A 24,125-nucleotide genomic window follows, 5' to 3' on the forward strand; every position below is an offset into this window, starting at 1 on the left:
GTCACAGGTGTAGCTAGGGTAAGAATGAAAGGATTTACCATGAACACTCAGACGACCGTCCTCGAACGCTTGGAAACCGATCACAATCGCCAGCGCGAGCTTCTCGACCAGATCGCCAAGACTGAAGGCGACAGCGAGGAGCGCCGTCGCTTGTTCACTGAGCTGACCAAGGAACTCAAGAGCCACGCAGCCGCCGAAGAGCAGGCTGTCTATTCTGAGATGCTTGCGGATCCCGAGGTGAGCGGCGAAACGCGCCACTCGGTCGCGGAACACCACGAGATCGACGAAATGCTCAACGATCTTGCGGCAACCGACATGAGCTCGCCGGGCTGGATGCTCAAGTTCAAGTCGTTTGATGAGCGGTATCGCCACCACATCAACGAAGAGGAAGACGACCACTTCCCTGACTTTGCCGAGCAGATCGACGAAAAGATGGACAAGGAAATGACCAAGACTTTCGACGAGCGCAAGAAAGCCGAGAAGGCCGAAGCAGAAGTGACGCCTGAAAAGGCTGAAGACGCCAAGGAATAATCAGGCTGCTTTCGACAAGGGCGTCCTCTGCCGCGAGGCAGGGGGCGCCTTGTCTTTTGTGCCAAAGGTGGTCAATCGCGCGACGCGTACCTAGATGAGCTTCGGATCAATGCGCCGCAGGGTTAATCCTTCTCTGCGGTGCTGTCGTATCTAGATCGAGCAGCTGCCGCGAGGCATTGCTCTATCGTTTGGGATCATGTCGGAACAAGGGTCGGCCGAGCACCGTGTCAGCCCGCTCGCGCAGAAAGCGAATAGCCATGAACTATGTGAATGTGCATGATCACGCTGAATTTGACCCGGAGAACCCCTTGAATAAGCCAGATGTGCCTGAAGATGTGCAGGAAGCGATCCGAACGCTGATCCGCTGGACGGGCGATGATCCCACCCGCGAAGGGTTGCTCGATACGCCCAAGCGGGTCGGTCGCGCATGGTTGGAATATTGCGCGGGCAACAAGGAAGATCCGGCGGTTCACCTGAGCCGCATTTTCGAGGAAGTCGGGGGTTATGACGAGATCGTCCTGCTGAAAGGCATCCCTTTTCAGTCGCATTGCGAGCACCACATGGCGCCCATCACGGGCAAGGCCCACATTGCTTACCTGCCTGACAAGAAGGTCGTTGGCATTTCGAAGCTCGCGCGTGTGCTTCATGGCTTTGCCCATCGCCTGCAGGTTCAGGAACGTCTCACCGCAGAGGTGGCCGAATGTATCTGGGACAACCTTGAGCCGCGCGGCGTTGCGGTGGTGATCGAGGCAGAGCATGGCTGCATGACCGGACGCGGTGTGAAGGTGCATGAGGTCGAGATGCTGACCAGCCGCATGATGGGCTGTTTCCTCGAAGATCCGCGCAGCCGTAAGGAAGTGCTCAGCCTCATGGGTTTTTGATCAGCGATCTTGAGCGGCTCGTGGATTCGCGCCATGGCTGACCAATGGCATCACGAATTCCCGATCCCGTTCTGACCGCTGACGAACTCGCTGACTTTTTTATCAAGACGTTCCCCGGTCAAGACCGCAACTTTCACGATTTCGTCGAGCTACGCGCGGGCTTCATGCGATTGAGGCATGACGTCAGCGCGGCGATGCTTCGTCCGGGCGGCATTGTGTCTGGCCCGACGCAAATGGCATTTGCCGACCGGGCGGCCTATGCCGTGATCCTCGCGCATATCGGGATTGTCCCAATGGCAGTGACCAGCAATCTCAACATCAGTTTCTTGCGAGGAATTGCGGCCCGGGACTTCTATGCCGATGCACATATCATCAAACTGGGCAGAAGGCTGGCAACGGTCGACGTGCGCATCTGGCAGGACGATGAAACCAATATAGCCGCGCAGTCGACCGTGACCTACGCGCTTCCTACAGATTAGCTGGCAGGCGCCATACAGCGCCTGCCAGATCGCGATCAGAGTTGCCCGAGCATGTATTCGGCGCTCGACACCTTGAAGTCGCCGGGCTCTTCGACGTTCAGCTGCGTAACCGTGCCGTCTTCGATGACCATCGAGAAACGCTGACCGCGCTTGCCCATGCCGAAACCCGATCCGTCCATCGTAAGGCCAACCGCTTCGGCGAATTCGGCATTGCCGTCGGCCAGCATTGTAATTTCGTCGGAACCGGCTGCGTTGTTCCATGCGCCCATGACGAATGCATCGTTTACCGCAGTGCCGACAATTTCATCGACGCCCTTGGCTTTGAGGTCACCGGCCTTTTCAACAAAACCGGGCAGGTGCTTGGCAGAGCAAGTCGGCGTAAACGCGCCTGGTACTGAAAAAAGCGCGACTTTCTTGCCTGCGAAATAGTCCGATGAAGAGACCTGCTGCGGTCCTTCGGCGGTCGCTTTGACCATGGTGACCTCAGGGATCTTGTCGCCAACCGAAATCGTCATTGTAGTCTCCATCATGGTTTACGGACTCACCCTTAGGGACAAGTCAGGGGATCGTTAGAGGCCAGATATAGGCGCTTGATTGCCCACCACAACGCCTGATTTTCCGGGGCATGCGATGGTTAGGATCGGTTTACCAAGCGTGTTTGGAAGAGGGTAAACGTCTCGCTCAATCCTGTGACGCACGGACGGGTGTATTTGCAGGAGAATGAGCGATGGGTGCGCGGATTAAACTTGGTGTTATTGGCTTGGTTGGATTGATAATGGCTGTTTCGGGCACACCTGCTCTTGCTCAGTCAGATGCAGGGGAGGCGCACAAGCTGCGCACGCTCGACATCATGCTCATGGTTTCATCCTTGCGGTGCCGCAATGGGCGCGATGACTTCCGTGCGGAGTATCAGCGTTTCGCATCGTCTCATCTGGCCACATTGAACCGTGCGGGAGCGACCTTGCAGCGATCGCTTGCAGGTGGGTCTGGCGGAGGTGGGGCAAGGGCTCTGGACCGAATAGGAGTGCAGATCGCCAACAGATATGGCGATGGCCACCCATGGATGAACTGTGCGCAACTCGGCGCGCTCGCGCGAAGCCTTGGAAAACATTCGGATGAAGTACTGCTTGCAGAGGCGGCGGACCTTGCCGTCGGCAGTGAAGTCCCCGCGTCGAAAGTCGCGGTACCGTCAGCGTCGATATCCGCGCCTCGATTGTCGTATACGATGGCGGGACTGATCGACGTAGACGGCACGTGACGTGAACTGCGGCCACCTCCTACGAGATACGAAAAGGGGCATATCAGGATATAAAGAAAACTTTATATTGAGTTGCCGAGTCCAATCGAGGGCGCTATGGCCTGCGCCATAACGCAAGCCGGGCGATGGCCCGCTTCGAAACTCGAATACAGGAAGCACAACCATGGCAACGCTCGCCCCCGCTCAGGAACACATCATCAAGGACATCTCGCTCGCGCAATACGGCCGCGACGAGATCGCCATTGCCGAAACTGAAATGCCGGGTCTCATGGCCCTTCGTGACGAATATGGCGCAGCGCAGCCGCTCAAAGGTGCACGCATTACCGGATCGCTTCATATGACGATCCAGACCGCCGTCCTGATCGAAACGCTGGTGGCCCTCGGTGCTGAAGTGCGCTGGGCGACTTGCAACATCTTCTCGACACAGGATCACGCAGCTGCGGCGATCGCCGATCAGGGCATTCCGGTTTTCGCTATCAAGGGCGAAACGCTTGCGGATTACTGGGACTATGTCGGCCGGATTTTCGACTGGTCGAGCGAAGCTGATCCTGACCTGACGGCCAACATGATCCTCGACGACGGTGGTGACGCGACGATGTTCGCTCTGTGGGGCGCTCGCGTCGAGGCAGGCGAAGAACTGCCGGCGCCTGCAAATGCGGAAGAAATCGAGTTCCAGCGTGCGCTCAAGGCGTTCGTGAAGGCAAAGCCCGGTTACCTCACGCGTTCGGTGAAGAACATCAAAGGTGTTTCGGAAGAGACCACGACCGGCGTGATGCGCCTTTATCAGATCGCAAAGCAGGGCAAGCTGCCTTTCCCGGCGATCAACGTGAACGATAGCGTTACAAAGTCGAAATTCGACAACCTCTATGGCTGCAAGGAATCGCTCGTCGACGCAATCCGCCGCGCCACTGACGTGATGCTCGCTGGCAAAGTGGCCTGCGTTGCCGGTTATGGCGACGTGGGTAAGGGCTCGGCTGCATCGCTGCGCGATGGCGGGGCGCGCGTCATGGTCACTGAAATCGACCCGATTTGCGCTCTGCAAGCCGCGATGGACGGCTACGAAGTCGTGACCATGGAAGAAGGCTGCAAGCGCGCCGACATTTTCGTCACCGCGACCGGCAATGAAGATGTGATCACCGGCGAACACATGAAGTCGATGAAGAACATGGCGATTGTCTGCAACATCGGCCACTTCGACAGCGAGATCCAGATTTCCGCGCTCGACAATTATGAGTGGAAAGAGATCAAGGAAGGCACGGACATGGTCACGTTGCCCGACGGCAAGAACCTGCTGATCCTTGCCAAGGGTCGCCTCGTCAACCTCGGCTGCGCCACCGGCCACCCGAGCTTTGTGATGAGCGCGAGCTTCACCAACCAGACGCTCGCCCAGATCGAACTTTTCACCAAGTCGGACGAGTATGAGAACGACGTCTATGTCCTGCCCAAGCACCTCGATGAAAAAGTTGCTGCGCTTCACCTTGATAAGCTCGGCGTGCAACTGTCCAAGCTGAGCCAGAAGCAGGCCGATTACATCGGCGTTCCGGCTGAGGGGCCGTTCAAGCCGGATCACTATCGCTACTGATCCGTATCACCTGATCGCGAAAGCCCCCGCAATTCAGCGAAATTGCGGGGGCTTTTCGTGTGCGGCGCAGTTGCATGCAGGCTTGCTCCGGCATAGCTGAGACAAATGGAATTTTCCCCTCTCGCTCTTGTTGGAATCGCGCTGGTGCTCGCTGCCTGGACAGTGGCTGCTGCCGTGCTGGTACTGCGGGCGGGGACGAAAACGCGGCGCACCAAGGCGCTGCAAACCTCATTGAAGCGAATGCAGAGCCTTCTGGATGCTGCGCCTTCGATCCCGCTGCTCGTGCGGGTCGATGGACGGATCGAGGCGCCCGAGAGGCTTGCGCGCTGGCTCGGTCTCGACGCGATGCCGAAATATCTGAGCGAGCTTGAGGGCGAAGGCGATGCAGGCCTGTCGAAGGCGCAGGTCGAAGAGCTGTGGGAAAAGGTGCGCCTGACACAGAAAAGCGCAGCACCTTTCGAGATGTCGCTCGCCCCGCCAGGATCTCGCAAGACCTTGGCATTGCAAGGAACGCTTGCCGACCCACAGGTCTCGCCAGGCGGCGCAGCGATTGTCTGGGTGTTCGACTTCACCAACAGCGAAACCCAACTCGCCAAGTTTCGCGAAAGCGCGAGCGCAGCACAGGCCGATTTCGCAGCCCTGATCGGTCTCATTGAAGCAGCGCCAATGCCGATGTGGTTCCGCGACCCTGAAATGAAGCTGATGTTGGCCAATCACGCTTATGTCGAGGCGGTGGGAGCGGGTAGCCTCGAAGCGGTTGTCGACGACCAGATCGAGCTTCTCGAAGCGAGCGGCGGAGAATCGCCAGCGCATATCGCGAGGAAAGCCTTTGAAGCACAGAAAGAGACCCAGCGAGACGCCGCCGTCACGATAGATGGCTCGCGTCGCAGCGTGCGTGTCACGGATCTGCCGCTCGGGCGCGATGGCGTTGCCGGATACGCGATGGACATTGAGGAGCAACAGCAGGTCACGCGCGAATTTCGCGCCTTTCGCGACGCACAGCGTGCGATGCTTGACCAGCTTTCCGTCGGTGTGGCTCAGTTCACCTCGGAAGAAAAGCTCGCCTTTGCGAACCGACCATTCCGCCGACTTTTCGGCATCACCGCAGAAGTGGCGGAAGGGCGCGTATCATTCGAGCAGTTCCTTTCCGACGCACGCGAGCATGGCAGCACGCCCGAGGTGCGCGACTTCCCCGAATGGCGCCGCGAGCACCGCGCATGGTTCGACGCCTCTGAAGCGGTCGAAGAAAACTGGCCGCTGACGGGCGGGGTTCATTTGCGGATCGTCGCACAACCTATGCCAGATGGCGGGCTGGTCATGATCGCAGAGGATCGGACCGAGAGCCTCGCCCTGTCGGCAACACGCGACACGCTGCTGCGCACGCGTACGGCAACGCTCGACAGCTTGTTCGAAGCGCTTGCGATCTTCGCTCCCGATGGTTCGGTTCAGCTATGGAACCGCAGTTTCGGCGGGATGTGGGGCCTCGAAAGCGAATTTCTCGACACGCATCCAAGCGCCGAAGTGCTGCTTGAGGCCATCGGGAAGAATTTGCGCAAACCCGGAGAGGCAGAAAAGATCGGCGCTATTGTCCGCGCTGCGACACTCGACCGGCGCGAGAAGGAAGGGCAGGTCGTGCTCGCCGATGGCAGGACGCTGCGCTTTGCAGGCATTCCGTTGCCGGATGGTAATGGGTTGCTCACCGTCCTCGACATCACCGATTCTCAAAAGGCGGAGCAAGCCCTGCGCGAGCGCGCGGTTGCGCTCGAAGAGGCAGATGCGGTCAAGGCGCGCTTTCTTGCGAACATGTCTTATGAATTCCGCACGCCGCTCACTTCGATTGGCGGATTTGCCGAACTTCTCAAGAGCGGCGCAGCGGGAGAACTGGGCGACAATGCAAGCGAATATGTGGACGCGATCCTTTCATCGGTCGAACGTCTCACCGAGCAAGTCGAAAACGTCCTCGACCTCTCGCAAAGCGAGGCGGGCCTGCTTCCGATCGAGAAGGAGGAAATGGACCTTCTCGCATTCCTGACAAAGCTTGTGCGGGAGCGTGAGCAGGCAATCATCGGTGCGGGCCTTGGCCTCGATCTCAAAGGCAGGCGCGGACGCGTGGTGGAAGCTGATCCGCGACAACTGGCTCGTGCGCTTGGTCATTTGCTCGACAACGCGATCGAGGCAACGCCGAAGGGCGGTAAGATCACTATCGAACTGCCGAAGCCGTCTGAGGACGATACCTGGCGGGGCAAGATCACGATCAGTGACAATGGCAAGGGGATGACACCCGACGAACTGGCCCGCGCGGAAGGAACGTTGAGCGCGGACGAAACCGAGGTCAGCGAAGGAAGCGGGCTTGGTATCCGGTTGGCGCGTCAGTTGATCGAGGCGCATGGCGGTTCGCTTGATCTCAGCAGCAAGAAAGATGTCGGCACCAGGGCCGTGGTAACTTTGCCATGAATGATGAGCAGCGTGACCAACTCCCAGACCTCGCAGCGATGGAAGCCTTCGGTGCGCGCATCGCCGCAAAGGTCAGGCCGGGAGATATCGTCGCGCTAGAGGGTGGCCTTGGTGCTGGGAAGACGACGCTGGCCCGCGCCATCATTGCAGCGCTGGGTTATGAAGGCGAAGTCCCGTCGCCGACTTTTACGATCATCGAGACTTACGATCCGCCGTCCTTGCGGCTGCCGGTCGCTCATGCCGACTTCTACCGGCTCGACGACCCGAGCGAAGTCGAGGAAATCGGTCTCGACGATTATCGCGAAGGGGCCGTTCTGCTGGCCGAATGGCCCTCTCATGCCGGGGGCTTTTCTCATGATCCAGCGTGTCTTTCTATCCTGTTGGAAACCCAGGGAACAGGCAGGATTGCGATTGCTCGCGCAGGAGCGGATTGGCTAGGGCGGATGCCATGATTGAATTGCCTGAAGGTCTTGAGGATTTTGTCGCACGTGCAGGATGGAGCGATGCCGCCATCGAACCGATCCCCGGCGATGCATCCTTCCGCCGCTATTTCCGCTTGCGCCGCAACAGCGGTGAGACCGCAATGCTCATGCACGCTCCTCCGCCCGAAGAGGATCCGAAGCCTTTCCTGAAAGTCGCGTCGTGGCTGACACAGCATGGGATGCGTGCGCCTGCGATACTCGCTGAAGACGCAGGCCAAGGCTGGATCCTGACCGAGGATTTCGGCAATGATCGCATGCGAGATTGGCTCGACGATCATCCTGAGGGTGAGCAGGCAGCATACGAGCAGGCCATTGATGCACTTGTCGCGCTGCACGATCTTCCACCCGGTCCGTTCCCGGCATACGATTTGCCGGTCTACCTGCGCGAAACTGGCCTGTTGACAGAGTGGTATGCACCGGCGGCGGGACTTGAGGTCGACACAGACGGCTACGATGCAGCATGGCAGACGGCTCTTGCGCCCTTGATTGCGCGTCAGGGCGATGGGGTGACGGTCCTGCGCGATTACCATGCCGAGAATATCATGCTTCTTGGAAGCCCCTTCGATCATGCGCCTCAGGGGCTAATCGATTTTCAGGACGCGCTTGCCGGGCACAGGGCTTACGATCTTGTGTCGCTGCTGCAGGATGCTCGGCGAGACGTGTCGGAAAAGCTCGAAGCCGCGATGCTCGAGCGATATCTGGACAAAGCGGGAGGGAACGCGGACTTCCTCGCCGATTACGCGCTGCTCGGCGCTCAGCGGAATGCCAAGATCGTTGGCATTTTCACGCGCCTTTACAAGCGCGATGGCAAACCGCGCTATCTCGCCATGATCCCGCGCGTGTGGCATGCGATGGAGCGCGATCTGAAGCATCCCGCGCTCGAACCGGTTGCAAAATGGTTTGCATCCAATATCCCTGAGGATCTGCGTGAAAAGGGTGGGGGAACAATAGCATGAGCGATAAGCCGGCCCTCGCAAGCGATACGGCAATGGTTATGGCCGCCGGGCTTGGCAAGCGGATGCGCCCGCTCACTGCTTCACAGCCGAAACCGCTTGTCAGGGTGGCTGGAAAGCCATTGGTTGACCACGCGCTTGATCGACTTGCCGAAAACGGCGTCGCGAGAGCGGTCGTCAATGTTCACTATCTCGCCGACGCGCTCGAAGCGCATGTCGTAGAGCGCTCTTTGCCGAAGGTCTCGATCTCCGATGAACGCGAAGAACTGCTCGAAACCGGCGGCGGAATGGTCAAGGCTCAGGGGAACCTGCCCGACCCGTTTTTCTGCCTTAACGCCGACAACATCTGGATCGACGGCCCACGCGATGCCTTCGCCGATTTGTCGGCCCGCTGGAATCCGGACGAGATGGACGCTTTGTTGCTGGTGGTAAGCCACGCGCGCGCGGTGAACTTCGACGGGCCGGGCGATTTTTACATGGACCCGGTCGGTCGCCTTTCACGGCGCAGACAAGGGCGGATCGCGCCGTTCATTTACACTGGAATCCAGCTTGTGTCGCATCGCCTGCTTCGCGATGCGCCACAGGGCAAGTTCTCTACCAACATCCTGTGGAACCGCGCCATTGAGGAAGGTCGATTGTTCGGCCTTTCGTTCACGGGCTTGTGGTTCGAAGTCGGGACGCCGCAGGCGATCGCACCAACCGAAGATGCCTTAAAGCGTGGGTGATGCGGGCAAACCGCAGGTGTATTCCATCGCAGCGCATCGTGGCTTCGCGGATGCGCTGGTTGCTGGATTGGTGCCTCGATATGAGGAAGAAGGACTCGGCCTTGCAAGGCTGACGCTGCTGGTTCCCAGCAGCCGTGCGGCGCGCACCATGAGTGAGGCATTTATCCGTTGGTGCGGAGAAAACGATCGCGCAGGCATGCTTATGCCGCGCATGGTGACAGTTGGCGATCTAAACCTCGACGAAAGCCTTGGAGCGTTGCTCGATCCGCTCGGTGCGAGCGACATTCCACCGGCGGTCGAACCCACAAGGCGACTGCTCGAACTTGCGCGGCTTGTCGAAGAAGAACGTGCGGGCCTCGGCAAATCACCTTTGCCCGGGGCGGCGCGAATACGGCTTGCCAGCGAAATCGCGCGTACGATGGATCGATTGCTCGTGGAGGGCAAGGAGCCTGAGGATCTCACCAGCGATGCGGTGCTTGATATGCTTGGGGATTTGTCAGGCCATTGGCAGGACTCTCTGCGGCTCTTCGCACGGGTTCAGGCGCGCTGGCGATCCAGACTTGAAGAGACGGGACATGTGGACGCCGCGACACGGCGCAATCTTCTTTTTGATCGAGCGACAAAGCGTTGGCGCGCGGCTCCGCCTGGTACCCCGCTAATCGCTGCAGGTGTGACCAGCGCATCACCCGCTCTTGCGCGGATGTTGCGTGCCATTGCGCATTTGCCCAACGGCGCAGTGATCCTGCCCGACCTTGACCTCAAACTGCCCGATGAAGCTTGGGACGAACTCGGACGCGCCGGGGCGACGCCGGAACCCGGTGGAGAGGTGTTCGGACAGTCGGATGCACTCACTCATCCGCAATACCATTTGAAGCTCCTGCTTCAGCGCATGGGGATAGCCCGCGCGGAGGTGAAAGCCTGGCATCGACGCGGCATCACCGCAGCCGATCCAGCGCGAAGTCAGGCGATCAGTTCGCTATTCCTTCCGCCCAAGGCGAGCCGATCATGGGTCGACCTTGGCCCTGAAAAACGCCGGCTTGCCGGGGTGCGACTGTTGACCAGCGCTACTTCCGAAGAGGAAGCGCAGGCCATCGCACTTCTGGTTCGAGAGGCTCTCGACGAGCCGACCAAGCGGATTGCCGTGGTAACGGCAGATCGCAGTCTGGCTCGCAGGGTTACGCAGCACCTTGAGCGCTGGAACATCGGCGCTGACGATTCTGCGGGTCGGGCGCTCTCGCTCACTCCGGCAGGAAGGCTGATCGGCCTGCTGGCAGACATCATGTCGCACGGTCTTGCGCCTGCCAGCGTGGCCGCCCTGATCGCGCATCCCCTGGTTCAGCGCGGCGACGATGAGGCGCGTCGGCAATGGCTGCGCAACGTGCGGAAGTTCGACCGCGCCTTGCGCGGGCCAACACCGGCGCCGGGTCTTGAACCGCTCCGCCAGATTGCGCGTGAAGCTGGCGTGGTCGATTGGTTTGGGGAAGTCGAGACCATCCTCTCGCCACTGGTCGATCTCCCTGAAGCCATAACTCTGGCACAATCGCTCGATCTGCTGGCTGCAAGCGCTGAACGACTTGCCGCAGAAGCGGTCTGGGCAGCCGAGGATGGTCGAGCGCTCTCCCGTATGCTGGAAGATTTGCGGCACCACGCGCGAGAAATTTCGACCTCCGTTTCGCCTTCCGACATCGCAAGCATACTGCGCGATCGCATGGACGAAGTGGCCGTTCGACCGCCTTATGGTGGTCACCCGCGGGTCGCCATACTCGGTCTGCTCGAATCGCGCATGGCGAGGGCTGACCTTGTGATTTGTGCTGGGTTGAATGAAGGCAGCTGGCCGCAAGCTCCCGGCTCGGATGCCTTGCTAGCACCGGGCGTCCTGCGGGTGCTGGGTGTACCGGGCGCTGAGTTTCGGATCGGGCTGTCAGCTCACGATCTTGCTGGCGCGATGGGCGCACCGGAGGTCGTCCTCAGTCGCTCACTGCGCGACGCGGACGGGCCGACCCTACCTTCGCGCTTTATCCTTCGCGTCGAAGCGCTGTTGGGAGAATTGGCCGACAGGCATCGCGACGACCGTACACCTGCGATACTTCCACTACTCGACCGCGAACCAGAACCTGCGCCCAACTATCCGCGTCCTCGCCCCAAGCCGTCAGCCGCACAGCGGAAAGTCCGAATTAGCGCGACCGCGATCGACCGATTGCTGGGCGATCCGTACCAGTTTTACGCTCAGGAGATTCTGAGCCTGCGCCGCCTTGATCCTCTGGCTGCCGATCCATTTGGCGATCCTGCATTGCGAGGCACGCTGGTACACGACATTCTCGATGCATGGCACAAAGCGCGCGAGGCGAACCCGTCGCTTGAAATCGCTCCTTTTGCTGAACGCATGTTTGCAGAGGCCAAGGTTCACCCTCTTTTCAAAGGCCTATGGCAGCCGCGGCTCATTGCGGCGATGGAGCGGTTTGAGCAGTGGGTCGATGAGGCAGCCAGAGATGGCCGCACGGTGCTCGTCACCGAAACGAAAGGCGAGATGGTGGTCGACGGTATCACCGTGAGCGGCCGCGCCGACCGGATCGACAGGTGTGCGGACGGGCAACTTGTGGTAGTGGACTACAAGACCGGCGGGCCAGCTTCCGCCTCGCAGGTTGAAGCAGGTTACGCACTGCAAATGGGCATCCTGGGCCTGATCGCGCGCGACGGGGCTTTCGAGAAAGGCAAGCTTTCCGGCGAGGTCGCGACCTACGAATATTGGTCGCTTGGACGTTCGAAGGACGATGGCGAGTTCGGCTATCAGTCGATCCCACTGAAAATGACACCGCGCCAAAAAGGACTGACCCCGGAGAAGTTTCTGCCCACGCACGAAGAGTTCCTGAGTACCGCGATAAACAAGTACATCCTTGGCGACGCGCCCTTCACGGCGAAAGAGAACCCGGATTACCCCGGTTATTCCGATTACGACCAGCTCATGCGCCTCGAAGAATGGATTGTGCGACTTGGCGAAGACGGGGAGGGGGCGTCTTGAGCGGCAAGGTATTCCCTCTTGCCGAGAACCAGCTTGGTGCAGCCAATCCGCGCGATAACGTGTGGCTTTCTGCCTCTGCCGGAACAGGCAAGACGCAGGTTTTGTCGGCACGCGTGCTGCGATTGCTTCTGACGCCAGGTGTAGAGCCTTCGCAGATCCTGTGCCTCACTTTCACCAAGGCAGGCGCTGCCGAGATGGCCAATCGCATCAATGCGGTTTTGGCACGGTGGGTAAGGCTTGAGGCAGGCGCGCTTGCGACCGAGCTCAAATATCTTGGGGCGGATTTCGACCCCGAAACGCTGGCCCGTGCGCGCACGCTGTTTGCAAGCGTTCTCGATTGCCCCGGCGGTGGGCTGAGGATCGATACCATCCACGCGTTTTCGCAGTGGCTGCTGGGCAACTTTCCAGAAGAAGCTGACCTCACTCCCGGCGCAAGGCCGATGGAAGACCGGGAGCGTGAATTGCTCGCGCGAGAAGTGCTGGCAGAATTGCTCACTGAAGGCGACCCGGAGTTTGCCCAAGCGGTCGCTGATTTCAGCCGGCTCAAGGACCCTGACGCGCTGCGTGGCTGGCTGATGCGCTGTGCTGGCGCGGCAGAGCTATGGTCGGGCAAGGGCGCGTGGCAAAAACCTATGCGCACGCGTGTGCTGCGCTTGCTGGACATGCCTTCGGATGCGGATGAGGGCTGGGCAGTCGAGGGCCTTCACCCCGATATCTTTCCTGACGATCAGTTACGCGCGATGCTGCCGCTCATGCAGAGTTGGAGCGCGAAGAAAGGCGCCGAAACAGCCGAGTTCATTCAGCGCTGGCTTTCGCTCGATTTTGCCGCTCGTCCAGAAGCGCTGGGCGGAGTGTTTGAAACCGTGCTCAAGAAGGATGGCGATCCACGCAAGATGGATAAGCCGTCGCGTGAAGAGCCGCGCTTGCCGGAATGGCAGCAGGACGTTGCAGATGCGGTTGCCATGATTGCCGAGCGCCGCGCTCTGCTTGCTCTTGCTGACTTTCTTACCCCGGCGCTGGAAGTGGGCAGGGCTTTCGCGATCCGATGGGACGAAGCCAAGGCGCGCGAGGGATATCTTGATTTCGACGACCTCATTCGCAAGGCCGCAATCCTGCTTGGAAACAGCGCGGCATCGGACTGGATCCGCTACAAGCTTGATCGCAGTTTCGATCATATACTGATCGATGAGGCACAGGATACGAATTCCTCGCAATGGGATATCGTCTTTGCGCTGATCGACGATTTCTTCGCAGGCGAGGGCGCGCGCGGGGACAAGGTGCGAACGATCTTCACCGTCGGCGATTACAAGCAGGCGATCTTCGGATTTCAGGGCACGAGCCCGGACAATTTCGAGCGTGCCAAGCAAAACGTGAAGGCCCGCATCGACGATGCGCGGGCGCATGCTGGCGAACTGCGTGAAAAACGCCGCTTGCCGACGTGGAACGAACTCGATCTGGGCCGTTCATACCGAACCTCGTTACCGGTGCTCGATTTCGTCAACCAAGTGATCGAGACGCTTGGACATGAGGCATTCGGACTGAGCGACGCGCCCGCTGACCATGTCGGCTCAGATAAGCCCGGACTGGTCACGCTCTGGAACCCCGTAATGGGCTCAGCCGATGACCCGGACGAGGATGATGACCGCGACTGGCTCCCCGCACATGACACGCGCCTTGCCGAAAAGATCGCAGAGCAAGTTCGCCTCTGGGTGAGCGAGGAAGAGCCGTTCGTGCTCGAAAAAGGCAAGCGGCGTCATGCGAGCGAGGGCGATATCATGGTGCTGGTACGCCGCCGAAAGGATCTTGCGACGCAGATCGTCGCAAAGCTTCATGCCAAGGGTGTGGCCGTAGCCGGGGTAGACCGCCTCAGGCTCGGTGCTCCTCTCGCGGTCAAGGATTTGATGGCGGCCGTGCGATTTGCAGCGCAGCCGCTCGATGATCTCAGCCTTGCCAATCTGCTGGCCTCACCGCTCATCGGATGGACGCAAGACGACCTCCTTCAATATGTGCCGCGCGATCCGGGCAAACGACTTTGGGACCATCTGCGCAAGCACGATGCCGCCTTCGTCGTTCAGACAGTCGACAAGCTGCGCGAACTGCTGGCGAGGGCTGATTTTGAGACGCCGCAAATGTTGCTTGCCTGGATGCTGACAGGACCGTGGCAAGCGCGCCGGGAACTGGTCGCCCGGCTTGGGAACGAGGCAAACGATCCGATCGATGAACTGGTGAACGCAGCGTTTGCATTCGAAAGCGCGCATGCGCCGAGCCTCGCGGGTTTCATCGAATGGTTCGATGCGGGCGAGGGCGAGTTGAAACGTGACGCGGATGAAGCCACCGGGCAGGTCCGCGTGATGACGGTGCACGGGTCCAAAGGGTTGCAAGCCCCGATCGTTATTCTGGCCGATGCAACCGGCGAGCCGGGCCAGGGTGGTGCGCTTGAGCTGGCAGACGACCCGCTGGACAATCCCGGTGACGCCGCGCGCAGCGTGCCGCTGCCATCCCTGTCCAAGGACGAGCGAGTAGGGCCAGTGCGCGAGGCTGCGGAGCACGCGTCGCTCGCGCAGATGCAGGAGCATTGGCGACTGCTCTATGTTGCGATGACCCGGGCAGAAGAAGCCTTGTTCATCGGCGGATCGCTTGGCCCCAGGCAGGCAAAAAAAGGCGAGCCTCACGATGACAGCTGGTATGCGCGGCTCGCTCCGGTTTTCGATACGCCTCTGCTCGAAGACAGCGTCTGGGGCGCAAGGCGCGAATGGGGCGCGCGAGCAGAGCCGCTTGTGGGCAGCGACACTGCACCCCATGAGATAGCCAGAGAGCCGCTGCCAAGCTGGGCGACAACACCGGTAGGACCAGAGCCGCGCCCTCCAAAGCCACTGGCGCCAAGCAGCGCGGCCGAAGATCGGGCCGCTGACCCGCCGCTGGCGCCCGAAGTCGCTGCAATCGCGGCGCGGCGCGGCACGCTGATCCACCGCTTGCTCGAACGCCTGCCCGACATCGCTGATGCTGAGCGTGAAGCTGCTGCGCGCAGCTGGTTGGTGCGGCAGGCGGACGATCTGGACGAGAAAACAAGGGAGGAGATGCTGACAAGCTCTCTGGCTGTCTTGTCAGAACCCGGCTTCGCAGAATTGTTCAGCGCAGATGCTCTGGCGGAGATTCCACTCGCAGCGCAGGTCGATGGGATCGTGGTGGCAGGCACTGTGGATCGATTACTCGTGACCGAAGAGGCGGTGACCGTCGTAGATCTTAAAACGACACGCCGTCCGCCCGAAAGCCTCGACGAAGTTCCGCGCGCAACGCTTCGCCAGATGGCCGCCTATGCCAGCGCGCTTGAAGCGATCTACCCAGGACGCGATGTGCGTGCAGCGGTGCTCTATACCCACAACACCACACTGATCGAGATACCGAAGGTTACACTTGCCGATCACAAGCGATCATTGGGCGAAGCACAGGATAACTATGCCCCGCTCGCTCTTGAGTGAGCTACAAACCCGCTTAAATTGAACCCAACCCAAGGCCCGGATGTAAGAAGGGCAAAGACACACTTTCAGGAGAAGCCATTATGGCAACCGTCAATGTCACCGATGAGAGCTTCAAGAGCGATGTGCTCGAGAGCGACAAGCCCGTTCTGGTCGATTTCTGGGCCGATTGGTGCGGCCCGTGCAAAATGATTGCACCTGCTCTTGAAGAGATCAGCAACGAGCTTGGCGAGCAGGTCACTATCGCCAAGATGGACATCATGGAGAACACCGGAATTCCCGCTGAAATGGGCGTGCAGTCTATCCCTTTGATGGTTCTCTTCAAGAACGGCGAAGCCGTCGCCCGCAAGGTCGGGGCTGCTCCCAAGAGCCAGCTGAAAGACTGGATCGAAAGCGAGCTTTAAAGATCAGGCGTTCTGACTGCGTTCAGCGGCAGACAAGCATCAAGGCGCAGGTTCTCGCTCAGACGAGAGCTTGCGCCTTGCTGATTCTGAAGCCCCGTGATCGAGCTACGCGTCGGCAGGCATATAGCCCGCCTTGATCAGCCTTTCGGCAAGATCATCGAACAATACGCGATTGGCGCTTCCGATCATGCCTTTTCGGCCATCGTCAACGCGGTAGGGCGAACCGTCGCGACGCAGGCACGCGCCACCTGCTTCGTTCAGAAACAGGCAGCCCGCTGCGTGATCCCAGGGCAGGGTGCGTTCGTAAATCGCCAGGTCATGCCCGCCGAAAGCGACGAGAGGATATTGTTCACATGCCGCGCGCGGGGCTTTGACGATCGCATAGTGCGGCTCAATTTCGGCTTCGAATAGGGCGCGCTGCGCATCGGGCATAAACCCCTTCATCGCGGCTAAATTAGGCGGAGTTTCGCCAGATACCTTGGCGAAGACCCTCTCGCCGTCAATGAATGCGCCTTCGCCCTTCTTTGAATGGCACAGCCGATCGCGAACCGGATCGTAGATCCAGCCAGCGACGGCTTCGCCGGCATCGGCAAGCGCAACCATGATTCCGAAATGACCCTCGCCGCTTGCGAAGTTGGCCGTGCCATCGAGCGGGTCGATGATCCAGCATGGGCCGGCAAGTCGCTCCATCACTTTGGCGTCGGCTGCAACCGCCTCTTCTCCGACAACCGCGACATCGGGAGCAAGCCGCGTGAGCGCTTCGGTCAGAAACTCTTCCACTTCGCGGTCGACAACCGTGACCGGATCGTCCTCACCCTTCATCTCGACCTCGTCCTCGCGAAGCGCGCGATAACGCGGCAGCATCGAACGCTGCGCAGCGAAGCGCAGGAGGTCGCGGATTTCGGCGTCCAGCGGAGAAAACTGGCTCATGAGCGCCCTCTCACGAACGATAGTCCGCGTTGATTGAGATGTAGCCGTGGGTAAGGTCGCACGTCCAAACAGTGGCGCGACCGTCACCCATGCCAAGATCGACTTCGATGTCTATGTCGTCACCTTTGAGGTGCTGTGTGACCGGAGCCTCGTCATAGTCATCTACCGGGAGACCATTGCGTGCGGCCCAGATGCCGCCGAACCCTATCGACAGCCTGTCACGGTCGGCTGGTTCGCCTGCTTTTCCCACAGCCATGACGATGCGGCCCCAATTGGCATCCTCGCCCGCGATGGCGGTCTTTACGAGTGGCGAGTTTGCGATCGAAAGACCGACACGCCGCGCGCTTTCATCGCTGGCCGCACCAATCACGCGCACGTTGATAAACTTGGTCGCCCCTTCGCCATCGCGCACGACAAGTTGCGCAAGCTGGCGGTGAACATCATGAAATGCAGCGGCAAAGGCATCCGCGCCCGGGCTGTACCAGTTTTCGATGCAGGCGTTGCCAGCTTTGCCTGTTGCAAAGGACAGCACCGTATCGCTGGTCGAGGTGTCGCCATCAACGGTGATGCAGCTGTACGTTCGCGAGTTCGCCTCTTCCAAAAGCGTTTGGAGGAAATCGGGAGCGACATTGGCATCGGTGAAAACATAGCCAAGCATGGTGGCCATGTCGGGCGCGATCATGCCCGAACCCTTGATGATCCCTGCGATCTCGACGCGGGTATCGCCAATCATCGCAGAGGCATGCGCACCTTTGGCGAATGTGTCAGTTGTGCCAATTGCGTCGGCTGCATCTTCCCATCCGCATTCGTCGGCTTTCAGGGCAGCATCAACACCCTCTCGAGCGCGATCCTTGGGAAGTGGCACTCCGATTACGCCAGTCGATGAGACGAACACTTCGCCCGGAGCGCATGCCAATCCCTCAGACACCTGCGACATGATCTGCTCAACGGCCTCACGTCCGCGGTGGCCGGTGAACGCATTTGAATTGCCGGCATTGACTACGAGTGCGCGCGCTTTGCCTGCCTTGACCTGTTCGCGGCCAAATTCGACTTCGGTCGATGCACAGGCGCTTTGGGTAAATACTCCCGCAACCGCTGTGCCTTCGGACAGTTCGACGAAAGTCAGGTCGCAGCGATCCCATTCCTTATAGCGAGCTTTCGCAACGCGCAGCTTTACGCCTGCGATTGAGCGCATTTCGGGAAAGGGCAGGGCAAGAGGAGAGCGTTCAAGTTCCATGGCCCGCAGCCTTAGAAGTGCGCCCTTGCCGAGTAAACGCCTCAATCTTTGTTATAGCAGTGCTAAAAATTAGGCGGGAAGGTGGACGCCAACGAACAGATGCATTATGTCGGGAGGCGCATGATGGCTCGTCATCTTATTGCGTTGTTCGCACTGTTCACCGGCATCGCCGCGCTTTCTGCGCCTGCGCACGCTGGCGAGGTCCAATCGAACGTGCAGAATGCGCGCTCGGTCGCCAACGCGTCCGAAAGCCAGACGAGCGAGAATTGCTCATGCGCCTCCGAAGCAGAAAACCGCGAAGCGGCCCGTCCCAAGCGTGAGCGTAAGCGCACTTGGACGTGGTTCCCAAGCTGGCTGCGCCCGAGCATTTTCCTCGGCGGAGACCGCGCGCTGGAATAGCGCGCCTTCAAGAATTTCTATCGTAACGCGCGCCGTAGGGTTGCGCGAAACTCCCTGACATATCCGCAATATTTTCGCTCCCGCCCCGTGGTGAGGCGCGACTTAAGAAACAAAAGCCAAAGGCAAGACCTCTCCCATGTTCAATAAAATCGTCAAATCTGTGTTCGGCTCTTCGAATGATCGCTACGTCAAGTCGCTGGGCAAGATCGTCGACAAGATCAACGCGCTTGAGCCGATGATTCAGGAGCTTTCTGACGAAGCGCTCAAAGCTCAGACGGACAAGTTCCGGGCGCAGCTCGACAGCGGCTCCACGCTCGAGGACATCCTGCCCGAAGCTTTCGCAACGGTCCGCGAAGCTTCGGTGCGCGTGCTGGGCATGCGCCACTTTGACGTACAGCTGATCGGCGGGATCGTACTTCAGCGCGGCGAGATCGCAGAAATGCGCACGGGTGAGGGCAAGACCCTGATGGCGACGCTTGGGGTTTACCTCAACGCGATCGAGGGCAAGGGGGTCCACGTCGTCACGGTCAACGATTACCTCGCCCGCCGCGACGCGGAATGGATGGGGCAGCTTTATACGTGGCTTGGCCTAACGGTCGGCGTGATCGTCCCCAACATGCCCGAGGCGGCCAAGCGGGACGCTTACAACGCCGACATCACTTACGGCACCAACAACGAATTCGGCTTCGATTATCTGCGCGACAACATGAAGCATGAGCGCAAGGCGATGACGCAGCGCCCGTTTAACTTCGCCATCGTCGATGAAGTGGACTCGATCCTGATCGACGAAGCGCGCACGCCGCTGATCATCTCCGGTCCGACTGAAGACAAATCCGATCTCTATGTCGCTCTCGACGAGGTTGCGAAGGAGATTCCGGAAGACTGGTACGACAAGGATGAGAAGACCAAGAACATCCAATTGAACGAAAACGGACTGGACCAGGTCGAGCAGCTGCTGATGGACAAGGGGTTGCTCGAAACCGACAATCTCTACGATGTCGAGAACACGCAGGTGGTACACCACCTCGATCAGGCGCTGCGCGCGGTGCACATGTTCAAGCGCGACGATCACTACATCGTGAAGGACGACAAGGTAGTCATCATCGACGAGTTCACCGGCCGCATGATGGATGGCCGCCGCTGGTCGAACGGCCTGCACCAGGCGGTCGAGGCGAAGGAAGGCGTCAAGATCGAGCCTGAGAACCAGACCATGGCCTCGATCACTTTCCAGAACTATTTCCGCATGTACCCCAAGCTGTCGGGCATGACCGGTACGGCTGCGACCGAAGCGGCGGAATTCTGGGATATCTACAAGGTCAATGTCGTCGACATCCCGACCAATGTGCCGGTCCAGCGCATCGACGAGGAAGACGAATTCTACAAGAACACGCTGGATAAGTTCGCAGCTATCGCCAAAACGATCAAAGAACATTCCGAGCGTGGTCAGCCGATCCTCGTCGGCACTGTTTCGATTGAGAAATCCGAATTGCTCAGCCAGTTCCTGGACAAGGAAGGCGTGAAGCACGAGGTACTCAATGCCCGCCAGCACGAACGTGAAGCGCATATCGTGGCGCAGGCGGGCCGCCTTGGGGCGGTTACCATTGCCACCAACATGGCCGGTCGCGGTACCGACATTCAGCTGGGTGGTAACGTCGATTTCCGTATCGACGACGAGCTGAGCGAGATGGAAGACGGCCTGCGCAAGGACGCCGAGATCACGCGGATCAAGGAAGAGGTCGCCGCGGAAAAAGCCAAGGTGCTCGAAGCGGGCGGGTTGTTCGTGCTGGGTACCGAACGTCACGAATCTCGCCGTATCGACAACCAGCTGCGCGGTCGTTCGGGCCGTCAGGGCGACCCTGGCCTTTCGCGCTTCTACCTTTGCCTTGAAGATGACCTTTTGCGCATCTTCGGCCCGGACACTCTGTTCGCCAAGATGATGAATTCGAACCTGGAGGATGGCGAGGCAATCGGGTCCAAGTGGCTCTCAAAGGCCATTGAGACGGCGCAGAAGAAGGTCGAGGCACGCAATTACGACACGCGTAAGCAGGTCGTGCAATATGATGACGTGATGAATGACCAGCGCAAGGTCATCTACGAACAGCGCGCTGAAATCATGGACTCAGAGGCGGTCGACGACGTCGTGGTCGATATGCGTCACGATTCGATCAGCTCGATCATCTATTCGAACTGCCCGGTCGGTTCCTATCCGGAACAGTGGAACGTCGAAGGGCTCAAGGAAAAGCTTGAAGAGGTCTTCGGGATCAATCCTCCGATCGATGAATGGCTTGAAGAAGATCAAGTCGAGCAGGAGATCATGGAAGAGCGCATTCGTGCTCAAACCGACGAGATGATGGCGGCCAAGGTCGAGAAGTACGATGCTGATATCTGGCGCCGCGTCGAAAAGCAGCTGCTTCTCGAACAGCTCGATTATCACTGGAAAGAACACCTCGCCACGCTCGATGCGCTGCGGCAGGTGATCTGGATGCGCGGCATCGCCCAGAAGCAGCCGATCAACGAATACAAACAGGAAGCCTTCGCTCTCTTCGAGACAATGCTTGAAACTCTGCGCGAGGACGTGACCAAGCTTCTGTTCAAGTCCGAGCTGCGCATTCAGCAGCCAGAGCCTGCGGCCCTTCCCGATCTGCCCGATTTCCTTACCGGTCATATCGACCCGCTCACCGGATTGGACAATTCCAACGATGGCGACGGCTCCGAAGACCGGCCCGAACTGTTCGGCTCGCTCGCCGGTTCGTCGAGGGCTGCATTCGGGCCGGGCGGTTCTCAGACCGACAACCCCTATGCCGGCATGGAAATCAGCCGCAATGCACCTTGCCCATGCGGTTCGGGTAACAAGTACAAACACTGCCACGGTGCAGCCACTGCGGGCGCGGTTCGCACTGCATAAGACTGGCGTCTCAGCACCGGTCGCTGGCGGGCAGGGGGGCGAGGCGCAGTGCCGTTAATCCTTCTGCTGGCCGCGGGATTTTTCGTCACTGCGCTGCTATATGCGAGCGTAGGTTTTGGCGGGGGTTCGACCTATTCGGCGCTGCTTGCGCTGGCGGGGCTGGATTACCGGGTGCTCCCGCTTGTCAGCCTTGCCTGCAATATCGTCGTCGTGACGGGCGCAACCTTCCGTTTTGCTCGCGCCGGGGTGACCCCGTGGAAAGGCGCTTTGGCGCTCACGGCGCTGGCGGCTCCTGCGGCTTTTCTCGGCGGGCTGATGCCCATCGACCGCTCAGCCTTCTTGCTCCTCCTTGGAGCTAGCCTTGTGTTGACGGCCTTGACGATGCTGATCCCTGTGCGTGAGGTCGATGCAGGCGCGCCGACGCGCTTTGCAAAGGCGATTCCTTTTGTCGTTGTACCGATCGGGTTTCTCGCAGGCCTCGTCGGCATCGGAGGAGGTATCTTCCTCGCGCCGTTGCTTCACCTTACCCGCTGGCGCGATGCGCGTGCGATCGCGGCAACTGCGAGCCTGTTCATCCTAGTCAATTCGCTGTTTGGCCTCGTTGGTCACCTTGCCAAGAACGGACCCGCCATGTTCGGCGGCGCAATGGTCGATGCTCTGCCATTGCTTATTGCCGTGGTGATTGGCGGGCAGATCGGCAGTCTTATGGCCGTGCGCATCCTTCCACTCAGGTGGATCCGCTGGCTAACGGCGGCGCTGGTCGGAATTGTCGGCGTTCGGCTGCTGGCCGGGGTCTGACGCGCCTCGACGTCGCCCCCGGCGCTGAGCGCATCAACCTTCAGTGAAGTAGGCGCCCGACAATTCGTGGTCTGCCAGTTTCTCGCACGTCTTTTTCATGCGGCGATTGAAGCGTTCGGACTGGTCGCGCGTGCGTACAGTGCGGCGCGCTTCCTCGAACATTTCCTTGGTGTCTTCGTACTCTTCGTCGATCGTTTCCTGCAAAAGTGCCTGCGCATCAGGCTCGCTCATGCCGCCTGCGACAGCCATCGCGACCGCGCGGGTTTTCCAGTCATTGATGCCTGCGTCATCGACGACGAAGTCATGCTGTCTGCATGTCGGCGCCATCGACACCGATTGAGCGATCTTGTCGAAATGATCCCGCGTATCCTGATCGATACTGCCAGCCATCAGCATCACAAAGATCGGCGATGCCGCAGCAAGTCCTAAAGTCCCCATGTATTCCTCCCAAAAAAATACATTCCGCAAGCGTGCTAGCACGGCGGAATTGACCCTGTCCAAGGACGAGATTTCGAAGATGGGTGGAAAATGGCTCCCCGAGTTGGATTCGAACCAACGACCAAGTGATTAACAGTCACCTACTCTACCGCTGAGCTATCGGGGAGCAGCTTCCCAAGCGGTATGGAGGGAAGCGGAGGCGAGCCTATATTCAGGCACGGCTAGCATTGCAAGGGGTGAAATTGCGTTTTCGAGCCTTTGGCGGCCTGATCTTTCAATCGACCGCAAACTGTTCAGCCACGATACGTTCGGCAAGCGACTGGCCGGGATCGAAGAGCAGTTCCAGATCGCAATCGTGTGCGATCTCGATTGTGACCTCTGCGATGTCGCGCAATTCCTTTTGGTCTGCGACCGCTGCAACCGGGCGTTTGACTGGCTCGAGAACCCTGAACTTGATCCGCATCTCATCGGGCAGCACTGCGCCGCGCCAGCGACGGGGACGAAACGGACTGATCGGAGTGAGAGCCAGCATCGCGCTGTCGAGCGGCAGGATAGGCCCATTGGCCGACAGGTTGTAAGCAGTGGAACCGGCAGGGGTCGCGACGAGGACGCCGTCGCCCACGAGTTGTTTGATACGAACGCGGCTTCCGACCGTCACTTCAAGCTTCGCTGTCTGGCGCGTTTCACGAAGCAGAGACAATTCGTTGATCGCGTACATCTCATGCTTTTCGCCAGCCTGTGTGACGGCGGTGATGCAAAGCGGCGTGATTGTCTTTGCGCGCGCAATGTTGAGCCGGTCCATGACGGGTTTCGACATGTCATAGCGGTTCATGAGGAAGCCGACCGTGCCACGGTTCATGCCATAAGCTGGTACGATGCGCCCTGAATCCATCATCGAATGCAGGGTTTGCAGCATGAAACCATCTCCACCCAGGACGACGACGGCGTCGGCATCCTCCATCGCGCACCAGTCGCGCTGTGCCCACAGCATCGAATAGGCTTCCTGCGCGCGCGGCGAATCGGATGCGACGAGGGCCACTTTCTCGAAATTGCCTCGCACAGGGCCATCGCCCGAGCGGCTGCCATTGGTGTCGATGTCCACTGCAGTCCCCATACACGCTCTCCGCACAAATTCGCGAAAAATCAGGCTTGCCTAAGCGTTTACTAGTCCATG

Annotated in this window: 20 protein-coding genes and 1 tRNA gene; 15 read left to right on the top strand and 6 right to left on the bottom strand. The window is 59.6% G+C overall.

What is annotated here, in order from left to right:
* The first annotated feature begins 39 nt into the window (after positions 1–39).
* The 3 genes from CD351_RS08865 (at position 40) to CD351_RS08875 (ending at position 1,891) form a co-directional block, all read left to right on the top strand.
* Positions 40–531 (top strand): hemerythrin domain-containing protein, encoded by a 492-nt coding sequence (locus CD351_RS08865; RefSeq protein ID WP_111992320.1) that lies wholly within the window; start codon positions 40–42, stop codon positions 529–531.
* A gap of 257 nt (positions 532–788) precedes the next feature.
* On the top strand, positions 789–1,412 hold the full coding sequence (gene folE / locus CD351_RS08870; protein WP_111992321.1) for a GTP cyclohydrolase I FolE: 624 nt from the start codon (positions 789–791) through the stop codon (positions 1,410–1,412).
* 44 nt (positions 1,413–1,456) lie between these two features.
* A complete protein-coding gene (locus CD351_RS08875; protein WP_111992322.1) occupies positions 1,457–1,891 on the top strand; it encodes a PaaI family thioesterase in 435 nt (144 codons plus the stop codon).
* 35 nt (positions 1,892–1,926) lie between these two features.
* On the opposite strand, the gene CD351_RS08880 is transcribed toward CD351_RS08875, so the two are convergent.
* Entirely contained in the window at positions 1,927–2,406 is a 480-nt protein-coding gene (locus tag CD351_RS08880) for a peroxiredoxin (RefSeq protein WP_111993677.1), read from the bottom strand.
* Between the two features lie 260 nt (positions 2,407–2,666).
* On the opposite strand from CD351_RS08880, the gene CD351_RS08885 reads away from it, so the two are divergent.
* The 9 genes from CD351_RS08885 to trxA all read left to right on the top strand — a co-directional run bounded on the left by CD351_RS08885 (position 2,667) and on the right by trxA (position 16,244).
* Positions 2,667–3,149 (top strand): S-adenosyl-L-homocysteine hydrolase, encoded by a 483-nt coding sequence (locus tag CD351_RS08885; RefSeq protein ID WP_111992323.1) that lies wholly within the window; start codon positions 2,667–2,669, stop codon positions 3,147–3,149.
* Positions 3,150–3,312: 163 nt separating this feature from the next.
* On the top strand, positions 3,313–4,731 hold the full coding sequence (gene ahcY / locus CD351_RS08890; RefSeq protein ID WP_111992324.1) for an adenosylhomocysteinase: 1,419 nt from the start codon (positions 3,313–3,315) through the stop codon (positions 4,729–4,731).
* 105 nt (positions 4,732–4,836) lie between these two features.
* Positions 4,837–7,185: a PAS domain-containing sensor histidine kinase gene (locus CD351_RS08895; protein WP_111992325.1), complete on the top strand. Its 2,349-nt coding sequence runs from the start codon at positions 4,837–4,839 to the stop codon at positions 7,183–7,185.
* Complete coding sequence (gene tsaE / locus CD351_RS08900) at positions 7,182–7,637, top strand: tRNA (adenosine(37)-N6)-threonylcarbamoyltransferase complex ATPase subunit type 1 TsaE (protein ID WP_111992326.1); 456 nt, start codon at positions 7,182–7,184, stop codon at positions 7,635–7,637. The genes CD351_RS08895 and tsaE overlap by 4 nt, the downstream gene beginning before the upstream one ends.
* Positions 7,634–8,623, top strand: a complete 990-nt coding sequence (locus CD351_RS08905) for an aminoglycoside phosphotransferase family protein (protein WP_111992327.1) — start codon at positions 7,634–7,636, stop codon at positions 8,621–8,623. The genes tsaE and CD351_RS08905 overlap by 4 nt, the downstream gene beginning before the upstream one ends.
* Complete coding sequence (locus CD351_RS08910) at positions 8,620–9,345, top strand: nucleotidyltransferase family protein (RefSeq protein ID WP_111992328.1); 726 nt, start codon at positions 8,620–8,622, stop codon at positions 9,343–9,345. Before CD351_RS08905 ends, CD351_RS08910 begins: the two co-directional genes overlap by 4 nt.
* A complete protein-coding gene (locus CD351_RS08915) occupies positions 9,338–12,364 on the top strand; it encodes a PD-(D/E)XK nuclease family protein (protein WP_111992329.1) in 3,027 nt (1,008 codons plus the stop codon). The genes CD351_RS08910 and CD351_RS08915 overlap by 8 nt, the downstream gene beginning before the upstream one ends.
* Positions 12,361–15,843 carry a double-strand break repair helicase AddA gene (gene addA / locus CD351_RS08920; RefSeq protein ID WP_174214261.1) on the top strand — a complete coding sequence of 1,161 codons (3,483 nt, stop codon included), beginning with the start codon at positions 12,361–12,363 and terminating at the stop codon, positions 15,841–15,843. The genes CD351_RS08915 and addA overlap by 4 nt, the downstream gene beginning before the upstream one ends.
* An 80-nt stretch (positions 15,844–15,923) precedes the next feature.
* A complete protein-coding gene (gene trxA / locus CD351_RS08925) occupies positions 15,924–16,244 on the top strand; it encodes a thioredoxin (RefSeq protein ID WP_111992331.1) in 321 nt (106 codons plus the stop codon).
* Positions 16,245–16,349: 105 nt separating this feature from the next.
* On the opposite strand, the gene CD351_RS08930 is transcribed toward trxA, so the two are convergent.
* Both CD351_RS08930 and argJ read right to left on the bottom strand, forming a co-directional pair.
* Positions 16,350–17,174 (bottom strand): inositol monophosphatase, encoded by an 825-nt coding sequence (locus CD351_RS08930; protein WP_111992332.1) that lies wholly within the window; start codon positions 17,172–17,174, stop codon positions 16,350–16,352.
* 10 nt (positions 17,175–17,184) lie between these two features.
* Complete coding sequence (argJ, locus tag CD351_RS08935) at positions 17,185–18,411, bottom strand: bifunctional glutamate N-acetyltransferase/amino-acid acetyltransferase ArgJ (protein WP_111992333.1); 1,227 nt, start codon at positions 18,409–18,411, stop codon at positions 17,185–17,187.
* A 123-nt stretch (positions 18,412–18,534) separates the two neighbouring features.
* Between argJ and CD351_RS08940 the strand changes: the two genes are divergently transcribed.
* From CD351_RS08940 to CD351_RS08950, 3 genes are all read left to right on the top strand, one after another.
* Positions 18,535–18,810 (top strand): hypothetical protein, encoded by a 276-nt coding sequence (locus CD351_RS08940; RefSeq protein ID WP_162627670.1) that lies wholly within the window; start codon positions 18,535–18,537, stop codon positions 18,808–18,810.
* 136 nt (positions 18,811–18,946) lie between these two features.
* Complete coding sequence (gene secA, locus CD351_RS08945) at positions 18,947–21,715, top strand: preprotein translocase subunit SecA (RefSeq protein ID WP_111992335.1); 2,769 nt, start codon at positions 18,947–18,949, stop codon at positions 21,713–21,715.
* A 57-nt stretch (positions 21,716–21,772) separates the two neighbouring features.
* On the top strand, positions 21,773–22,513 hold the full coding sequence (locus tag CD351_RS08950) for a sulfite exporter TauE/SafE family protein (RefSeq protein ID WP_111993678.1): 741 nt from the start codon (positions 21,773–21,775) through the stop codon (positions 22,511–22,513).
* Between the two features lie 33 nt (positions 22,514–22,546).
* Here CD351_RS08950 and CD351_RS08955 read toward each other — a convergent pair whose 3' ends face one another.
* From CD351_RS08955 to CD351_RS08965, 3 genes are all read right to left on the bottom strand, one after another.
* A complete protein-coding gene (locus CD351_RS08955) occupies positions 22,547–22,951 on the bottom strand; it encodes a hypothetical protein (RefSeq protein WP_111992336.1) in 405 nt (134 codons plus the stop codon).
* Between the two features lie 91 nt (positions 22,952–23,042).
* A tRNA-Asn gene (locus tag CD351_RS08960) sits at positions 23,043–23,117 on the bottom strand.
* Positions 23,118–23,225: 108 nt separating this feature from the next.
* Positions 23,226–24,065 carry an NAD kinase gene (locus tag CD351_RS08965; RefSeq protein WP_234027087.1) on the bottom strand — a complete coding sequence of 280 codons (840 nt, stop codon included), beginning with the start codon at positions 24,063–24,065 and terminating at the stop codon, positions 23,226–23,228.
* Positions 24,066–24,125: the final 60 nt, after the last annotated feature.

This window comes from Erythrobacter sp. KY5 (assembly GCF_003264115.1).
Lineage (GTDB): Bacteria > Pseudomonadota > Alphaproteobacteria > Sphingomonadales > Sphingomonadaceae > Erythrobacter.